The 16,395-nt window shown below is 72.0% G+C and carries 16 protein-coding genes; 11 read left to right on the top strand and 5 right to left on the bottom strand.

What is annotated here, in order from left to right:
- Positions 1 to 91 precede the first annotated feature (91 nt).
- From ACFWU3_RS02115 to ACFWU3_RS02075, 9 genes are all read left to right on the top strand, one after another.
- On the top strand, positions 92 to 766 hold the full coding sequence (locus ACFWU3_RS02115) for a GntR family transcriptional regulator (RefSeq protein ID WP_384429792.1): 675 nt from the start codon (positions 92 to 94) through the stop codon (positions 764 to 766).
- Entirely contained in the window at positions 763 to 1,674 is a 912-nt protein-coding gene (locus ACFWU3_RS02110; RefSeq protein WP_384429789.1) for a dihydrodipicolinate synthase family protein, read from the top strand. The genes ACFWU3_RS02115 and ACFWU3_RS02110 overlap by 4 nt, the downstream gene beginning before the upstream one ends.
- On the top strand, positions 1,671 to 3,395 hold the full coding sequence (gene araD / locus ACFWU3_RS02105; protein WP_384429786.1) for an L-arabinonate dehydratase: 1,725 nt from the start codon (positions 1,671 to 1,673) through the stop codon (positions 3,393 to 3,395). Before ACFWU3_RS02110 ends, araD begins: the two co-directional genes overlap by 4 nt.
- A 69-nt stretch (positions 3,396 to 3,464) precedes the next feature.
- On the top strand, positions 3,465 to 4,793 hold the full coding sequence (locus ACFWU3_RS02100) for a S28 family serine protease (protein ID WP_384429783.1): 1,329 nt from the start codon (positions 3,465 to 3,467) through the stop codon (positions 4,791 to 4,793).
- A gap of 70 nt (positions 4,794 to 4,863) precedes the next feature.
- Positions 4,864 to 6,270, top strand: a complete 1,407-nt coding sequence (locus ACFWU3_RS02095) for an NCS2 family permease (RefSeq protein WP_384429780.1) — start codon at positions 4,864 to 4,866, stop codon at positions 6,268 to 6,270.
- Between the two features lie 112 nt (positions 6,271 to 6,382).
- Positions 6,383 to 6,838, top strand: coding sequence for a DUF3995 domain-containing protein (locus ACFWU3_RS02090; RefSeq protein ID WP_384429777.1), 456 nt, complete (start codon positions 6,383 to 6,385; stop codon positions 6,836 to 6,838).
- A complete protein-coding gene (locus tag ACFWU3_RS02085) occupies positions 6,828 to 7,340 on the top strand; it encodes an RNA polymerase sigma factor (protein WP_384429774.1) in 513 nt (170 codons plus the stop codon). Before ACFWU3_RS02090 ends, ACFWU3_RS02085 begins: the two co-directional genes overlap by 11 nt.
- Positions 7,337 to 7,789: a hypothetical protein gene (locus ACFWU3_RS02080; protein WP_384429771.1), complete on the top strand. Its 453-nt coding sequence runs from the start codon at positions 7,337 to 7,339 to the stop codon at positions 7,787 to 7,789. The genes ACFWU3_RS02085 and ACFWU3_RS02080 overlap by 4 nt, the downstream gene beginning before the upstream one ends.
- 188 nt (positions 7,790 to 7,977) lie before the next feature.
- Positions 7,978 to 8,493, top strand: coding sequence for an RICIN domain-containing protein (locus ACFWU3_RS02075; RefSeq protein ID WP_384429768.1), 516 nt, complete (start codon positions 7,978 to 7,980; stop codon positions 8,491 to 8,493).
- Positions 8,494 to 8,617: 124 nt separating this feature from the next.
- Here ACFWU3_RS02075 and ACFWU3_RS02070 read toward each other — a convergent pair whose 3' ends face one another.
- The 5 genes from ACFWU3_RS02070 to ACFWU3_RS02050 form a co-directional block, all read right to left on the bottom strand.
- Entirely contained in the window at positions 8,618 to 10,066 is a 1,449-nt protein-coding gene (locus ACFWU3_RS02070; RefSeq protein WP_384429765.1) for a peptidoglycan D,D-transpeptidase FtsI family protein, read from the bottom strand.
- Positions 10,067 to 10,195: 129 nt separating this feature from the next.
- Positions 10,196 to 10,813, bottom strand: coding sequence for a response regulator (locus ACFWU3_RS02065; RefSeq protein WP_384430250.1), 618 nt, complete (start codon positions 10,811 to 10,813; stop codon positions 10,196 to 10,198).
- A 35-nt stretch (positions 10,814 to 10,848) separates the two neighbouring features.
- Positions 10,849 to 12,129, bottom strand: coding sequence for a sensor histidine kinase (locus ACFWU3_RS02060; protein WP_384429762.1), 1,281 nt, complete (start codon positions 12,127 to 12,129; stop codon positions 10,849 to 10,851).
- Positions 12,126 to 13,106 (bottom strand): hypothetical protein, encoded by a 981-nt coding sequence (locus tag ACFWU3_RS02055; RefSeq protein ID WP_384429759.1) that lies wholly within the window; start codon positions 13,104 to 13,106, stop codon positions 12,126 to 12,128. Before ACFWU3_RS02055 ends, ACFWU3_RS02060 begins: the two co-directional genes overlap by 4 nt.
- A gap of 204 nt (positions 13,107 to 13,310) precedes the next feature.
- On the bottom strand, positions 13,311 to 14,081 hold the full coding sequence (locus ACFWU3_RS02050; protein ID WP_313947072.1) for an IclR family transcriptional regulator: 771 nt from the start codon (positions 14,079 to 14,081) through the stop codon (positions 13,311 to 13,313).
- Between the two features lie 129 nt (positions 14,082 to 14,210).
- Between ACFWU3_RS02050 and ACFWU3_RS02045 the strand changes: the two genes are divergently transcribed.
- Entirely contained in the window at positions 14,211 to 15,749 is a 1,539-nt protein-coding gene (locus tag ACFWU3_RS02045) for an aldehyde dehydrogenase (NADP(+)) (protein WP_384429755.1), read from the top strand.
- 4 nt (positions 15,750 to 15,753) lie between these two features.
- Positions 15,754 to 16,368, top strand: a complete 615-nt coding sequence (locus ACFWU3_RS02040) for a DUF1349 domain-containing protein (RefSeq protein ID WP_384429752.1) — start codon at positions 15,754 to 15,756, stop codon at positions 16,366 to 16,368.
- The last annotated feature ends 27 nt before the right edge of the window (positions 16,369 to 16,395 follow it).

The following is a 16,395-nucleotide window of genomic DNA, read 5'->3' as shown; positions in this document are numbered from 1 at the left end:
CGTGGGTCTTGACGCGGGACGCGGTCCGCGGACAAGCTCAACAGCGCCGTACGTCGTATCTCATATATGACCAGCAGAACGCGAGCCGTCGATGTCCTTTGCTCCGGCCTCCATCCCCTCCCGCACGCAGTACGTGCTCGACACCGTCAAGCACGCGATCCTCACCGGCCGGCTGCGGTCCGGGCAGGCGCTCGTCGAGAGCGAACTGGCCGCGCAGTTCGGGGTGTCGAAGACACCGGTGCGCGAGGCGCTCAAGACGCTCGCCGGCACCGGCCTGGTGGTGATGAGCCAGTACAAGGGCGTCACCGTGCGCACGGTGGACACCGCCATGGCGCACGAGGTGTACGACGTGCGGCTGCTGCTCGAACCGGAGGCAGTGCGCCGGTCGGTCCGCCGCTCGGCCCCTCTGGACGCCGCGGGCGAGGCGCTGGCGAAGGCCGACGCCGCCGCCGACCGCGCGGAACGCTCCCTGGCCAACCGGGAGTTCCACCGCGCGCTGTATCTGTCCTGCGGCAATCCGATGCTGGTCAGGATGCTCGACGACGTGCGCGACCAGGCCGCGCTCGTCTCGGCCGTCGCCTGGGCCGCCGATCCGTCGTGGGAGCGGGAGGCGGCCGAGCACCGGGAGATCCTGCGGCTCGCGCTGGACGGTGACGCGGAGGGGGCGGCCCACGCCCTGTACGACCACGTCGCCGCCTTCCTCCGCCGCGCCTTTCCCCAGCAGGGCTCCGCAGAGCCGCGCTCCCCCGAGGAGGACCACCGATGACCGAGGAACGCCTCACCGTCCTGCGCGCCGCGCTCGCCGATGTCGTGGCCATCCCCGTGACCCCGTTCGCCGAGGACGGCACGGTCGACGAGAAGGCCCAACGCGCCCTGCTGCGCAGGATGATCGACGCCGGGGTCACCACACTCACGCCCAACGGCAATACCGGCGAGTTCTACGCCCTGACCCCCGACGAGCGCCGCCGGGCCGTCGAGGTGACCGTCGAGGAGGCGGACGGGGCGGCCACGGTCGTCGCGGGCGTCGGACACGAGGTACCGGCCGCCGTCGCGGCCGCCCGGCACGCGGCGGACGCCGGGGCCGGGCTGGTGATGGTGCACCAGCCGGTCCATCCATACGTCTCCCAGGACGGCTGGATCGACTACCACCGCGCGATCGCCGACGCCGTACCGGAGCTGGGTGTCGTCCCGTACATCCGCAACGCGCACCTCACCGGCGGCACGCAGGCCGAACTCGGACGGCTGTGCCCCAATGTCGTCGGCGTGAAATACGCGGTCCACGACGCCGCCGCCTTCGCCGCCTTCGCCCGTGACGCCGGCCTCGACCGTTTCGTCTGGGTCGCCGGGCTCGCCGAACTCCACGCACCCTCGTACTGGGCCGGCGGTGCCACCGGCTTCACCTCCGGACTCGTCAACGTCGCCCCGGAGATCTCCCTCGCCCTGCGGGACGCCCTGCGCGAGGGCCGGTACGCGGACGGCATGGAGATCTGGGAGCGGATCAGGCCCTTCGAGGAACTGCGCGCCGCCCACCAGTCGGCGGACAACGTGAGCGTCGTCAAGGAAGCTCTTGCCGCGCTCGGCCTGTGCCGCCGTGACGTGCGTCCGCCCAGCAGCGTCCTGGCGGGGGAGCAGCGTGCCGTGGTCGCGGATCTCGTCCGGGACCGGTTCGTATGACCGACCGGAGTCCCGAACAGCTGCGCAGTCACCAGTGGTACGGCACGGAGGGGCTCCGCTCGTTCAGTCACCGTGCCCGGACCCGGCAGCTCGGCTATCTCCCCGAGGAACACCTCGGCAAGCCGGTCATCGCGGTCCTCAACACCTGGTCCGACATCAACCCCTGCCACGTCCATCTGCGCGACCGCGCCCAGGCCGTCAAGCGCGGGGTCTGGCAGGCCGGCGGCTTCCCGCTCGAATTCCCGGTCTCCACGCTCTCGGAGACCTTCCAGAAGCCCACCCCCATGCTCTACCGCAACCTGCTGGCGATGGAGACGGAGGAGCTGCTGCGCTCCTATCCCGTCGACGGCGCGGTGCTGATGGGCGGCTGCGACAAGTCCACACCCGCCCTGCTGATGGGCGCGGCCAGCGCCGACCTGCCCGCCGTCTTCGTCCCCGCCGGGCCCATGCTCCCGGGCCACTGGCGCAACGAAGTGCTCGGCAGCGGCACGGACATGTGGAAGTACTGGGACGACAGGCGCGCCGGACTGATCGGTGACGCCGAACTGGCGGAGCTGGAGAACGGTCTGGCCCGTTCGCCCGGCACCTGTATGACCATGGGCACCGCCTCCACGCTGACCGCCGCCGCCGAGGCCCTCGGCGTGACCGTCCCCGGTGCCTCGTCCGTCCCGGCCGTCGACTCCGGGCACGAGCGGATGGCCGCCGCGTCCGGCCGACGGATCGTCGACCTCGTACGCCAGGACCTCAGGCTGTCGCGCATCCTCACCCGCGAGGCATACGAGGACGCCGTCGCCACCGTGCTCGCGCTCGGCGGCTCCACCAACGCCGTCATCCATCTGATCGCGATGGCCGGCCGCTCCGGTGTCGCGCTCACGCTCGACGACTTCGACCGCATCGCCCGCACGGTCCCGGTGCTGGCGAACGTCCGCCCCGGCGGCCGGTATCTGATGGAGGACTTCCACTTCGCGGGCGGACTCCCCGCCTTCCTCAGCCGGCTCACCGACGTCCTGCATCTGGACCGGCCCACCGTCGCCCACCCCACCCTGCGCGAACAGCTCGCCGGGGCGCTCGTCCACAACCCCGACGTCATCCGACCCCGGGACAACCCGCTGGCCGACGAGGGCGGGGTCGCGGTGCTGCGCGGCAACCTCTGCCCCGACGGCGCCGTCATCAAGCACATCGCCGCCGATCCCCGGCTGCTGAGGCACACCGGCCCCGCCGTCGTCTTCCCCGACTACCGGACCATGCAGCGCACCATCGACGACCCGGCACTCGGCATCACCGCCGACCATGTGCTGGTGCTCCAGGGCGCGGGCCCCCGAGGCGGCCCCGGCATGCCCGAGTACGGCATGCTGCCGCTGCCCGGCCATCTGCTGCGGCAGGGCGTACGCGACATGGTCCGGATCTCCGACGCCCGGATGAGCGGCACGAGTTACGGCACCTGCGTCCTCCACATCGCCCCCGAGTCGCACATCGGGGGCCCGCTGGCCCTGGTCCGCAGCGGCGATCCGATCACGCTGGACGTCGCGGCCCGGACCCTGCGGCTGGAGGTGCCGGACGCGGAGCTCGCCGAGCGGCGGGCGGCCTGGACACCACCGCCCGAGCGATACGAACGGGGGTACGGCGCGCTCTACGGCGAGCAGATCACGCAGGCCGACACCGGCTGCGACTTCGCCTTCCTCGCCCGGCCGGGCAGGAACCCGGACCCGTACGCGGGTTGAGCCGCGGGCCCGGCGGGTGTCCGTCGTACGATGCGGCCTGCCCGTCGTCGTACTCAAGGGGTACCGCCGTTGCGTTCCACGAGGCTCGCCGCACTTCTGGGCGCCGTACTGATCCTGGTCACGGCGCAGTTCACCGGGGAGGCGAGCGCGCGGGCCCACTCCGAAGACATCCGCGGGCAGCTGGAGCGCATCCCCGGTATGACGGTCGTCGCGGTGGGGGAGAAGCAGGGCCACCCGCACTACACCCTCACCTACGCCCAGCCCGTCGACCACCGCCGGCCCCAGCGCGGCAGCTTCACCCAGCGGCTCACCCTCTGGCACAAGGCGACCGACCGGCCCACGGTGCTGCACACCGGCGGCTACACCCTGGCCTCCGGGACCGCCCAGGTCACCACGGTGCTCGACGCCAATCAGGTGTCCGTGGAACACCGCTACTTCGGCCCCTCCCGGCCCGCGGGCGCGGCCGCGGACGACTGGTCCGAGCTCACCGTCTGGCAGGAGGCGAGTGACGAGCACCGGGTGACGCAGGCGCTGCGCGTCATCGAACGCGGCCGGTGGCTGGGCACGGGGGCGAGCAAAGGCGGTATGGCGGCGACCTATCACGAGCGGTACTACCCCGGCGATCTCGACGCCGTCGTCGCCTTCGTCGCACCGAACGACGCCGACAACGCGGACGACAGCGCCTACGACCGCTTCTTCGCGACCGTCGGCACGGCCGAGTGCCGCCGCGCGCTCGACGCCGTGCAGCGCGAGATGCTGGTCCGGCGCGAGCGGCTGCTGCCGATGTTCGAGGCGGACGCCCGGGAGAACGGCGACACCTTCGAGGAGACCCTCGGCACCACGGACCGCGCCTACGAGTTCGCCGTGCTCGACCAGGTCTGGAACTTCTGGCAGGGTGGCAGCGCCGACGACTGCCCGGACGTCCCCGACGCGCGGACCGCCGACGACGACGAGCTCTACGACTGGTCGAAGAAGCACGGTCTGCACGTCTACAAGGACGAGAACCTCGGCACCAACGGCTCGGGCCCCTACTACCGGCAGGCCGCCACCCAACTGGGCTGGGCGGACCTGGCGTTCGCGCATCTGCGCGGGGTCCGCCGCCACCCCGGGCTCTACCGGCCCGACTCGGTGCTCCCGGCCGCGATGCGCGGCGCGTACGACAACGGGCCCATGGCCGACGTGGATCGCTGGGTGCGGACCAGCGGCCGGCGGATGATGTTCGTCTACGGCGAGAACGACCCCTGGAGCGCCGAGCAGTTCACGCCGAGCCGCCACGACTCGTACCGCTTCGTGGCTCCCGGCACCAACCACACGGCGCAGCTCACGGATCTGCCCGCGGACCAGGAGGCGGCCGCGGTCGCGACGCTCAAGCGGTGGGCGGACGTTACACACCGTTGACCTGAAAACGCTCGCCCGAGGGGCACAATCCCAGCTGTCTTCACCGGCCGGACCGTCCCCGAGGAGAGCCATGTCCGCACAGGTCGACCAGTATTTCCGCATCAGCGCACGAGGCTCGACCTATGCGCGGGAGATCCGTGGCGGCTTCGCCACGTTCTTCACGATGGCCTACATCCTCGTACTCAACCCGATCATCCTCGGCAGCGCCGAGGACAAGTTCGGCCACCAGCTCTCCGCGGCCGAACTGGCCACGTCCACCGCGCTGGTGGCGGCCGTGATGACCGCGATCATGGGCCTCGGCGGGAATCTGCCGCTCGCCGTCGCCGCCGGGCTCGGGCTCAACGCCGTCGTCGCCTTCCAGATAGCCCCGCTGATGAGCTGGCCCGACGCGATGGGTCTCGTGGTGCTCGAAGGCATCCTCATCTGCGTCCTGGTGGTCACCGGACTGCGCGAGGCGATCATGCACGCCATACCGTCCTCGCTGAAGCAGGCGATCAGCGTGGGCATCGGGCTCTTCATCGCCTTCATCGGGTTCGTCGACGCCGGATTCGTCACCCGCATCTCCGGCGACGAGGGCACCGTGCCGGTGCAGCTCGGCGGCAGCGGTCAGCTCTCCGGCTGGCCCGTGCTCGTCTTCTGCTTCGGGGTGCTGCTCACCGTCGCGCTGATGGCGCGCAAGGTGAAGGGCACGATCCTCATCTCCATCGTCGTGACGACCGTCCTCGCGATCGTCATCAACGAACTCGCCACCGTCGACCGGCTCGCCTGGGGGCTGACCGTGCCGGCCGTGCCCGACGACGTCGTGGCCGCGCCCGACTTCGGACTCGTCGGCGCCTTCAGCCTCTTCGGCGCGTTCGAGCAGATCGGCGTCATCACGCTGGTGCTGCTGGTCTTCACCCTGATCCTCAGCGACTTCTTCGACACCATGGGCACGGTCGTCGGTATCTCCAGCGAGGCGGGTCTGCTGGACGAGGACGGCAAGGTCCCGAACCTCGGCCGGGTCCTGCTGATCGACGGCGCCGCGGCGGCCGCAGGCGGGGCCGCGTCCGCCTCCTCCAACACCTCGTACATCGAATCGGCCGCCGGCGTGGGCGAGGGCGCCCGTACCGGGCTCGCCTCCGTGGTCACCGGCGCCCTCTTCGGACTGGCGCTCTTCCTCACCCCGCTGCTGACCGTCGTCCCCGCCCAGGCGGCCGCCCCGGCGCTGGTCGCCGTCGGCTTCCTGCTGATGGCCCAGGTACGGCACATCGACTGGGAGCGGTACGAGATCGCCATCCCCGCGTTCCTGACGATCGCGGTCATGCCGTTCACGTACTCCATCACCAACGGCATCGGCGCGGGCTTCATCGCCTACGTCGTCATCAAGGCGGTGCTCGGCAAGGCACGCGAGGTGCACTGGCTGCTGTGGGGCACGGCGGCGCTGTTCGCGGTGTACTTCGCCATCGACCCGATCGAGCAACTCCTCGGAGTCTCCTAGCCTTTGGCCGGGTGGGCGCGCTCGGGGAAGAATGCGCCCACCCCGACGGAACGTTTCGCGCGGACGGCTCCTCTGGAGGGTGACGGATTTCCGAGTCGCCGCAGGAGGACCCATGTCGTACCGGCTCAGCACCACCGCTCCGCCCACCCGCGCAACCGTGCTCGTCGTCTCGGTGCTCACCGTGGACGCCCTGCTCCACCTGTACTGGGCGACGGGCGCGACCTGGCCGGCGACCGACGAAAGGAGCCTGTCCCGAGCGGTTCTCGGTACGGACGTGCCGTTCACCCCGCCGGTCCTGCTCCCTCTGGTCGCCCTCCTCCTCACCGCGGCCGCCCTCGTCGTCGCCCACTTCCGCCGCCCCGGCCATCCGGTCCTCCGTCTCGGCACCCTCGCCGTGGCCGCGGGCCTCTCGCTGCGGGCCCTCGCGGGGATCTACTGGCTGTTCGCCGAGGAGACCGGCACCGTCTTCCACCGGCTCAACCTCGCGCTCTACACCCCGCTGTGCGCCCTCCTGGCCTGCGCAGCTCTGCGCGTGGCGTGGTGGAAGGACGCGGCCCGTGCCCGTTGAGCGGCCGGACGACCCGACGGCCCGGCTCGTGCGAGCCGCCCAGCGCGGCGACACCCTCGCCATGGCCGAACTCCTGGACCTCCTCGCACCGTACGTGGGACGCGTCTGCGCGCCCATCGCCCTGGACCAGGGGGCGGACGCGGCGCAGGAGGCCCTGGTGGCGGTCTTCCGGTCGCTGCGCACCCTGAAGGACCCGGCCGCCCTGCACGGGTGGGTCCGGACGATCGCCGTGCGCGAGGCGGTCCGCACCGCCCACCGCTCCGCCCGTGCCGTACCGGCCGATCTCAGCGCGCTCCCGGCCCGAGGCGACCCCCAACTCTCCGCCGACATCAGGGACGTACTGGACCGGCTCTCCCCGGAACACCGCGCGGTGCTGATGCTGCGTGACGTGGAGGGCCTGGACGAGCGCACCGCAGCGGCCCTGCTCGGTGTGCGCACGGGCACCGTCAAGTCGCGGCTGCACCGTGCCCGCGACACCTTCCGGAAGGCGTGGACGTCATGAACGAACGCTGGCCGACCACCGACCTCGACCCGGTACGCCGCCTGCACGCTCTGGCCGCGGGCATCCGCGGCGCCGAGGTGACCGAGGCATACGTCGACGCCCCCTTCGAGCGGGTCTGGTCCCGGCTGGGCGATCTGGAGGGCGGATTCGGGCAGGTCGTGACGGACATGGAGCGGCTGCGCCTCGTGAGCCGACAGGGGGAACGTGTCGAGGCGCTGGCCCGCAGCAGGTTCGGCATGCGGGCCCGGCTGCGCGGTGTGCAACGACCGGGCTGGTGCTGGCTGCAGAGCCGCTTCCTGCTGATCGGCGTCGCGGCGACTCCCGAAGGCGGCGGTACACGGGTGGCGTTCACCGGGGGCGTACGACTGCCGTCCCGCGCCGCGTTGATCCCCGTGGGAGTGCGCCGGGAGGGCAACCGCAGCGTCGAGAAGCTGAGGGCGCTGCTGTGAGCCGGACAGCGTCCCTCGCGAAGGACGGCATGGGCCGGCCGGATGTCAGGACGGCACGTCCTCGCCGGGAACGGGTCGTCGCGCACCGCGTGATCATGGCGCTGTGTGCCGTCTCCTGACGCGCAGTTATCATTGATCTTGACCACTGCCGTGTCCCGGGGGGACGCGGCTGTCTCTTGGGGGGAAACATGACGGCAAGGTTCACATCGAAGAAGGCGGTCAGACGCACGACAGCGGTGGCCGCCGCAACCCTGGCGCTGATCGGCGGCAGCCTCGTGACCGGGCAGCCGGCGTCCGCGGTCACCTTCAGCGGACGGCTCATGAACGCCGCCACCCGGCTCTGCATGGACGGCAGCGGTGCCGCGGGGCCCGGTGCCGCGGTGATCCAGTGGGAGTGCAACGGAGGCGCGAACCAGCACTGGTACACGAGCACCGACTCCCGGGGGCGACAGACGATCGTCAACTCCGCGAACGGTCTGTGCCTGGACCGGCACGACGACACCCGCGCGGGCGCCAAGCTGATCCTGTGGCACTGCAACAGCAAGTGGAACCAGGTCTTCAGCGGAGGCACGGGCGCCAACCCCATTGTGAACGACCCCTCCGGCCACGTGATCGACGTACCGGGAGGCACCGGCGTCTGGGGCACGCAGCTCATCATGTGGGAGCGCAACGGGGGCTCCAACCAGGGCTGGTGGCTCGTCTAGTGCTGCTCGCGGCAAGCTTCGCCCTGTCGAGGCACTAGTGCCGCTCGCGGCATGGGGGTCCGGCCGATCACGCAGCTGATCAACGGGGCCGCCGGCGATGTCCGGCGGCCCCGTGCCGACACCGCTACCTCAGCGCCGCCTTCATCATCTTCTGTGCGATCGGCGCCGCCAGGCCGTTGCCGCTGACCTCCGAGCGGGCCGCGCCCGAGTCCTCGATGAGGACCGCCACCGCGACCTCCTTCCCGCTGTCGGAGCTCTTGGCGTACGACGTGAACCACGCGTACGGCGTCTTGCTGTTGTTCTCGCCGTGCTGCGCCGTGCCCGTCTTGCCGCCGACCTCGGCGCCGTCGATCCGCGCGTTGGTGCCGGTGCCCTCGTCCACGACCGTGACCATCGCGCTGCGCAGCTCCTCGGCGACCGACTCCGAGACGATCCGCTCCGACGACCCGTCCTCGTACGAGTCCAGGGTGTTGCCGTCGCCGTCCACGGTCTTCGAGACCATGTGCGGGGACTCCATGACCCCGCCGTTGGCGATCGCGGCCGAGACCATGGCCATCTGCAGCGGGGTCGCCGTCACGTCGAACTGGCCGATGCCCGACAGCGCCGTCTGCGCCTTGTCCATGCCGCTCGGGTAGACGCTCGGGTAGGCCCGCACCGGGACGTCCTGCTGCTTGTCGTTGAAGCCGAACTTCTCCGCCGTCTCCCGGACCTTGTCCTGGCCCAGGTCCGCCGCCAGCTTGGCGAAGACGTTGTTGCAGGAGTACTGGAGCGCCGTGCGGATGGTGGCGTTCTCGCAGGGCGCGGAGGCGTTCTCGTTCTTCAGGACCGTCGTCGTACCGGGGAGGGTGTACGGGTCGGGGCTCTCGGTCCTCTCGTCCACCGAGCCGTACAGACCGTCCTCCAGCGCGGCCGCGGCGACGACCAGCTTGAACGTCGAGCCGGGCGGCAGCGGCTGCCGAAGCGCCCGGTTGACCAGGGGCTTGTCCGGGTCGTCGAGCAGCTTCTTCCAGGCGGCCGAGTCCGACGTCCCGGAGATCGACGAGGGGTCGTACGAGGGCGTGCTCACCATCCCGAGGATGGCGCCCGTCTTCGGGTCGATCGCGACCGCCGCGCCCTTGGTGTCGCCGAGCGCCTTCGAGGCCGCCTTCTGCACCGCCGGATCGATCGTGGTCAGCACGTCGCCCGGCTTCTGCTGCTTGCCGGTGAGCGCGTCCACGGGGTTCTTCAGCCGGGTGTCGGTGCCGTCGAGGATCGTGCTGTGGATGCCCTCGAGCTGGGTGGCTCCGTACGCCTGCGAGCTGTAGCCGGTGACGGCCGAGTACAGCGAGCCGTCGGTGTAGGTGCGCTTGTACGCCAGATCACTGCCGGCGGTCCGCTGGGAACCGGTGACCGGTGATCCGGCCACGATGATGTCGCCGAGCGGCTGCGCGTACTGCGCGATGATCTTCCGTCGGTTGTGGTCGTTGTCCGCGAGTGCCTTGGCCTCGTACGCCTGCACCCAGGTGACCCGCACCAGCAGGGCGAGCACCAGCAGCAGACTGAAGGCGGCGGCGTTCCTGATCGTCTTGTTCATCCCATGCAAGGGACGAGTGGAACGGGGCGGGGCGTTCCCCCGTGCCCCCTTTTCTCAGGATTTACTCATCTCCCCGGCGGGGCGTCGGCGCTCAGCGGGGCCCCTGACGCGAGCTCCCCGTGCGGGCCCTCAGCGCGGCGAGACGAACCCCGACTCGTACGCCGCGATCACCGCCTGGGTGCGGTCCCGCGCCCCCGTCTTCGCCAGCACGGAGGCCACATGCGTCTTCGTCGTCGCCGGTCCCACGCCCATCCGCCCGGCGATCTCCGCGTTCGTCAGCCCCGTCGCCATCAGCCGCAGGACCTCGGCCTCCCGATCGGTCAGCCGCTGCGCCCACGGCGGGGGAGCGGCGGTCCTCTGCCGGGCGTACTCGGCCGCGAGCGAGCGCACCGCGGCCGGGAAGAGGAGCGAGTCGCTGCGCGCGACCAGCCGCACCGCCTGCACCAGCTCCTCCGCCCTGGCCCGCTTGAGCAGAAAGCCCGCGGCGCCGGCGCGCAGCGCGTCGTACACATAGGAGTCGTTCTCGAACGTCGTCACCACGACGATCCGCGGCGGGTCCGCGAGGGTGGCGAGGATCTGCTCGGTCGCCCGGATGCCGTCGATCTCCGGCATCCGCACATCCATCAGGACCACGTCGGGCCGCAGCTCACGCACCACCGACACCGCCTCGGCGCCGGTCGCCGCCTCGCCGACCACCTCCAGACCGGGCTCGGCGTCCAGGATGACCCGCAGCGCGGTGCGGACCATGCGTTCGTCGTCCGCGAGGACGACCCGCACCGCGCTCACCGGGCACCGCCCAGCGGCAGCCGGGCGTGCAGCCGCCACACGTCGCCGTGCGGTCCGGCGTGGGCGTCCCCGCCCAGCAGCGCCGCACGCTCGGCGATGCCGCGCACACCACGGCCGCCTCCCGGGCGCACCGTCGCGGCCCTGGAGGGCAGCGGGTTCTCCATCGTGATCTCCAACTCCTCGCCGCGTACGGCGATCCACAGCGAAACCGGGCGCGCCCCCGCATGGCGCAGGGCGTTGCTGAGCCCTTCCTGGACGATCCGGTACGCCTCACGCGAGACGGACGGGGGCACGGCAGCCCGGTCCCCCTCCGCGGTCAGCGAGACGGGCACCCCGCTGCGCGATATCAGCCCGTCCAGAGCGTCGAGTACGGGACCGGTGGCCACTGTGCCCTCGGCGGCCTCGTCTGCCTGGTCCTGCTCCCCCCGGCGCAACAGGCCGAGGACGGAGTCGAGTTCGCCGACCGTACGCCGGGTGGTCTCCTCGATCGCGGCCAGCGCCTCGCGGACGAATTCCACATCGGTGTCCAGGACCTTGCGCGCCGCGCCGGCCTGCAGGGTCACCGCGCTGAGCGCATGGCCCACGGAGTCGTGCAGTTCGCGGGCGAGACGGTTGCGCTCGGCCAGCTCGGTGGCGCGGCGCTCGGCGGCGGCGAGCCGGTCGGCGGGGGTGGGGCCGAGGAGCAGGGGTGCCTGGCGGGCCAGCAGCGCGCCGGCCGCCGCGACGCAGGCCGCGAGCGCCACGAGCATCGCGATCCCGGCGATCGGGAACAGGGCGAGCTGCCAGGCGGGGTAGTCCGGCGCGCGGACCCACTCGCGCACCGCACCGGAGAGCGGCAGCAGCATCAGCGTCACCGCGAACGGCGGCAGCGCGAGCGAGGCCCCGCTGATCAGACCCCCGAGCCCGATATGGAGCGTGAACCAGGCCGAGGTCCGTCCCCGTGCCGCCCGCGAGTGCGCCGGTCCGTCCGCGAGCAGTTGCCCCGGCACCCCGCACAGCGCCCTCGCCGCCGCCACCGACAGCGGTCTGGCCGGCGGGAACAGCGCGGTCAGCGCGGCGATCGGCAGCGCGACCGCGTACGCCCCGAACTGGTGGGGCAGCGAGCCGCCGAAGGCATTGTCGGAGCCGACGACCGGGCCGATCACCACGGTGCCGACGAGCCAGTACGGCATCAACAGCGCGCCGCCCAGGACGAGATGCAGCCAGCGCAGTCTGGCCCGGGACCCGAACAGCGCCCTGGTCCAGGCCCGGAGCAGGGCTGCCGCACGCCCTGTCACGCGCCGCGCCGCCGCAGTCGGGAGACGACGGCGCCGATGAGGAGGACGCCCGCGATCATCTCGACAGCGTAGGTCAGAGGGAGCAGCCCGGTGGTGCGGTTGAACCGGTCGTCCTGCGGCATCAGCGAGGCGATGAGCAGCCAGCCGCCCCAGGCGGCGAGGGCGCCGGAGCCGACCCAGGCCGCCCCGAGCGGGACCTTCACGGGCAGCGAGGATGCGCGCCGGTGGCCGAAGGCGAGGAGAAGGGTCCCGGCGACGGCGGTGAGGACGAAGGCAAGACGTACGCCCTCCAGTACGTGGAAGTCGGCGGCGCGCTCGTCGATCCTGCGGGCCGAGAGGCCGAGCGTCGCACCGCACATCCACAGCAGATGCATGACGGCCGGCAGCAGCGCGGCGAAGGCGCCCGCAACGGCCGCCCTACCGGCGGAGGGTGAGGCCGGCAGGGCGCGCAGCCTGCCCTGCCACAGCGCGGCCCAGCGACGGCGGGCGTAGCGGACGAAGAGCGCGCCGAGGGCGAGGCCCTGGAGGATGAAGCCGCTGTAGACGACGCCGAAGACCCAGTCGTCGAGGAACGGCTCGGCGGCCGTGTCCGCGGACGTCGTCCCGCCGACGGCGGAGACGAGCAGCTGGAGCGGGTAGCCGGCCATGATCGGTGAGAGCAGCCCGGTGGCGACCCAGAGGGGGAGGGCGAGCAGCCAGGTCCGCACCCGCATCCCCCACGGCCGGGTGAGCAGCAGTGCGAGGACCACGACGGCCGAGTCCATCAGGACGGTGACGCCGTTGGCGAGCCCCAGCGTCGCGCGGTTCCCCAGCAGGACGCTCCCCTCGGGTATGCCGATGGTGCTGCCCGCCATCCACGCGGTCTTCAGGGTGACGTACGGGACGCAGGCGACGATCGCCGCGGCGCGCAGGACGGCGGCGGCGCGTGACGGCTGTATCGCGGCGGGAGGCGCGGGGGCGAGGGGTGTCCGGGTCATGGCTCCACGCTCCCGGGCCGTGACCGTGCGCACGTCGTGCGTGGTGAGGAACCGCCTCCGCCGCGCGGCGGAGGCGGGCCGCCGGCGTCGGTAGGTGAGGCGGGCCGTCAGCGATCGTGCGTCGGGGGCGTGAGCCGGACCGTCCCGGCCGCGTGCCGGGAGCGGGCCGCCGGCGTTCGTGCGTCGGGGGCGTGAGCCGCGTCGTCAGAGCCTGCGCGTCGCGAGCGTGAGGCGGTCGCGCGCGTCGAACAGCGCGTCCTTGATCATCTGCTCGTGGGCGGGGGTGAGCCGGGCCACCGGGACCGAGCAGCTGATCGCGTCACGGGCCGGTGTGCGGTAGGGGATCGCGATGCCGAAACAGCGCAGCCCGAGGGTGTTCTCCTCGCGGTCCACGGCGTAGCCCTGCTCGCGGATGAGGTGCAGTTCCTCGATGAGCTTCTCGCGGTCGGTGAGGGTGTGCTCGGTCAGGGACGACAGGGTCTCCGGGAGCATCTTGCGGACCTGCTCGTCGCTGTGGGTGGCGAGCAGCGCCTTGCCCAGCGAGGTGGAGTGGGCCGGCAGCCTGCGGCCGACACGGGTGAAGGGGCGCAGATAGTGCTGCGACTGCCGGGTGGCGAGGTAGACGACGTTCGTCCCGTCGAGGCGGGCGAGGTGGATGGTCTCGGTGGTGTCGTCGGAGAGCCGGTCCAGCGTCGGCCGGGCGGCGGCCACGACCTCGTCGCCGTCGATGTAGGAGGTGCCGACCAGCAGGGCGCGGACGCCGATGCCGTAGCGCGTGCCGGTGGCGTCCGTCTCCACCCAGCCGAGCTCGACCAGGGTGCGCAGCAGCATGTAGAGGCTGGACTTGGGGTAGCCGACGGCCTCCTGGACCGCGGCCAGGGAATGCATGCCGGGGCGTCCGGCGAAATACTCGAGCAGTTCCACCGTCCGCACCGCGGACTTGACCTGTGCCCCACCAGAATCCGCCGTCGACATTGCTCTCGCTCCTTCTTGACCGCGCAGAACGCCCGGAAATAGAGTCCCCACACATTCACCATCGGGAACGCTGTTCAGAATACCGAACAACTCCTGGTGGGTGGCAAGAAGACCGGGAAGGAAGCCGCGGTGGCAGCAGCACCAGTCTGGAGTGTCGACCCCCGAACCGGGAACCCGCGGGAGCAGGTTGCGGTGGAGTCGACGGCCGAGGAGATCGACCGCGTGGTCCGTTCCGCCCACGCCGCCCGCCCCGCCCTCGCCGACCGGAGTGTACGTGCGCGTCTGCTCCGCACCGCCGCCGACCTGCTCGACGAGGCCCGCGAGCACGTCATCGAGGCGGCGGACGCCGAGACCGCGCTCGGCCCCACCCGTCTCACCGGTGAACTCGCGCGCACCACGGCGCAGTTGCGGGCGTTCGCCGAGGTCGTCGACGAGGGCGCGTATCTTGACATCCACATCGACCACGCGGACGCGAACCGCACCCCGCCGTGGCCCGACCTGCGCCGCTACAAGATCCCCCTCGGTGTCGTCGCCGTCTATTCCGCCAGCAACTTCCCGCTCGCCTTCTCCGTGCCCGGCGGCGACACCGCCAGCGCGCTGGCCGCGGGCTGCCCGGTCGTCGTCAAGGCCCACCCCGACCACCCGGCGACCGCCGAGCTGTGCGCGTCCGTGCTGCGCAGGGCCGCGAAGCAGGTCGGCCTGCCCGAGGACGTGCTGAGCCTCGTGCACGGCTTCGAGGCCGGCGTCGAACTCGTGCGGCACCCGCTGGTCGCCGCGGCCGGCTTCACCGGTTCCGTACGCGGCGGGCGCGCCCTCTTCGACGCCGCCGCGGCACGCCCCGCCCCCATCCCCTTCCACGGCGAACTGGGCTCGCTCAACCCGGTGGTGGTCACCGAGGGGGCCGCCGCCGAGCGCGCCGAGCAGATCGGCTCCGGACTCGCGGGCTCCATGACCCTCGGGGAGGGGCAGTTCTGCACCAAGCCCGGCTTCGTCCTGGCCCCGGCCGGCGACGCGGGCGACCGGATGCTGAAGTCGCTCACGGACGCGGTCAGCGAGACCGAGCCCGGCGTGATGCTCGACCACCGGATGCGCGGCGCCTTCGTCGAGGGCGTACGGGAACGGGCGGACCTGCCGTTCGTCGAGGCCCCGATCACCCCCGGGTCCGGCGGCGATCACACGGTGAGCGCCGGCTTCCTGTCCCTGCCGGCGCGGCTGCTCACCGCCGACGGCCCGCACGATCTGCTCCTGGAGGAGTGCTTCGGCCCGGTCACCGTGGTGGCGCGGTACGAGACGGACGACGAGATCACCGCCGTGCTCGGACGCCTGCCCGGCAATCTCACCGCCACCCTGCACCTGTCGGCCGCCGAGGCCGCGGGGGAGGGCCGCGGCGCGGAGCTGCTCGCCGAACTCACCCCGCTCGCGGGCCGGGTGCTGGTGGACGGCTGGCCGACCGGTGTGGCCGTCGCCCCCGCCCAGCACCACGGCGGCCCCTACCCGGCGACCACCTCCACCTCCACCTCGGTCGGCGCCACCGCGATCGAGCGCTGGCTGCGGCCGGTCACCTACCAGACGACCCCGGAGGCTCTCCTTCCGCCGGAGTTGCGGGACGGTAACCCGCTCGGTCTGCCGCGTCGGGTGGACGGACGCCGCGAGACTCCCGCAAGCTGAGCGGGTGACCGACTCCATCGAGCTGCCCGAACTCCCCTTCCCTCTGCGCCCCTACGGCCCCGACGCCAACTGGTCGTACGAGAAAGGGGTGCTCACCGGCTGGGCGGGAGCCCGGCAGGATCGTTTCGTGCCACCCGCGGGCGACTCGCTGGACCCCGCCTCCGACGCGCCGCGTCTGCTCGGCTCGCCGGAGGGGGACTTCCAGCTGATCGCCCGCGTCACGGTCGGATTCGCCGCCGCCTTCGACGCCGGTGTGCTCTATCTGCACGTCGGTGAGCGGGAGTGGGCCAAGCTCTGTCTGGAACTCTCCCCGGACAGGCCCACCATCTGCACGGTGGTGACCCGCGGCTACTCCGACGACGCCAACTCCTTCGAGGTGGACGGCGACAGCGTCTGGCTGCGGATCAGCCGTACGGGCAAAGCCTTCGCCTTCCACGCGTCGACGGACGGCAAGCGCTGGACCTTCGTCCGGATCTTCACGCTCGGCACCGAGGAACAGGCCGGCGCCGCGCTCGTCGGGTTCCTCGCCCAGTCGCCGGTCGGCGAGGGGTGCGTGGTGACCTACGACGAGATCGAGTTCCGCGAGGGCTGGCCGGACGGGCTGCGCGACGGTTCCTGACCCGGACCGGCAACCGCGGAGCCCGCC

Origin of the sequence: Streptomyces sp. NPDC058685 (assembly GCF_042714725.1) — a bacterium.
Classification (GTDB): Bacteria; Actinomycetota; Actinomycetes; order Streptomycetales; family Streptomycetaceae; genus Streptomyces.
This window is presented reverse-complemented; position numbering and strand designations above follow the sequence as displayed.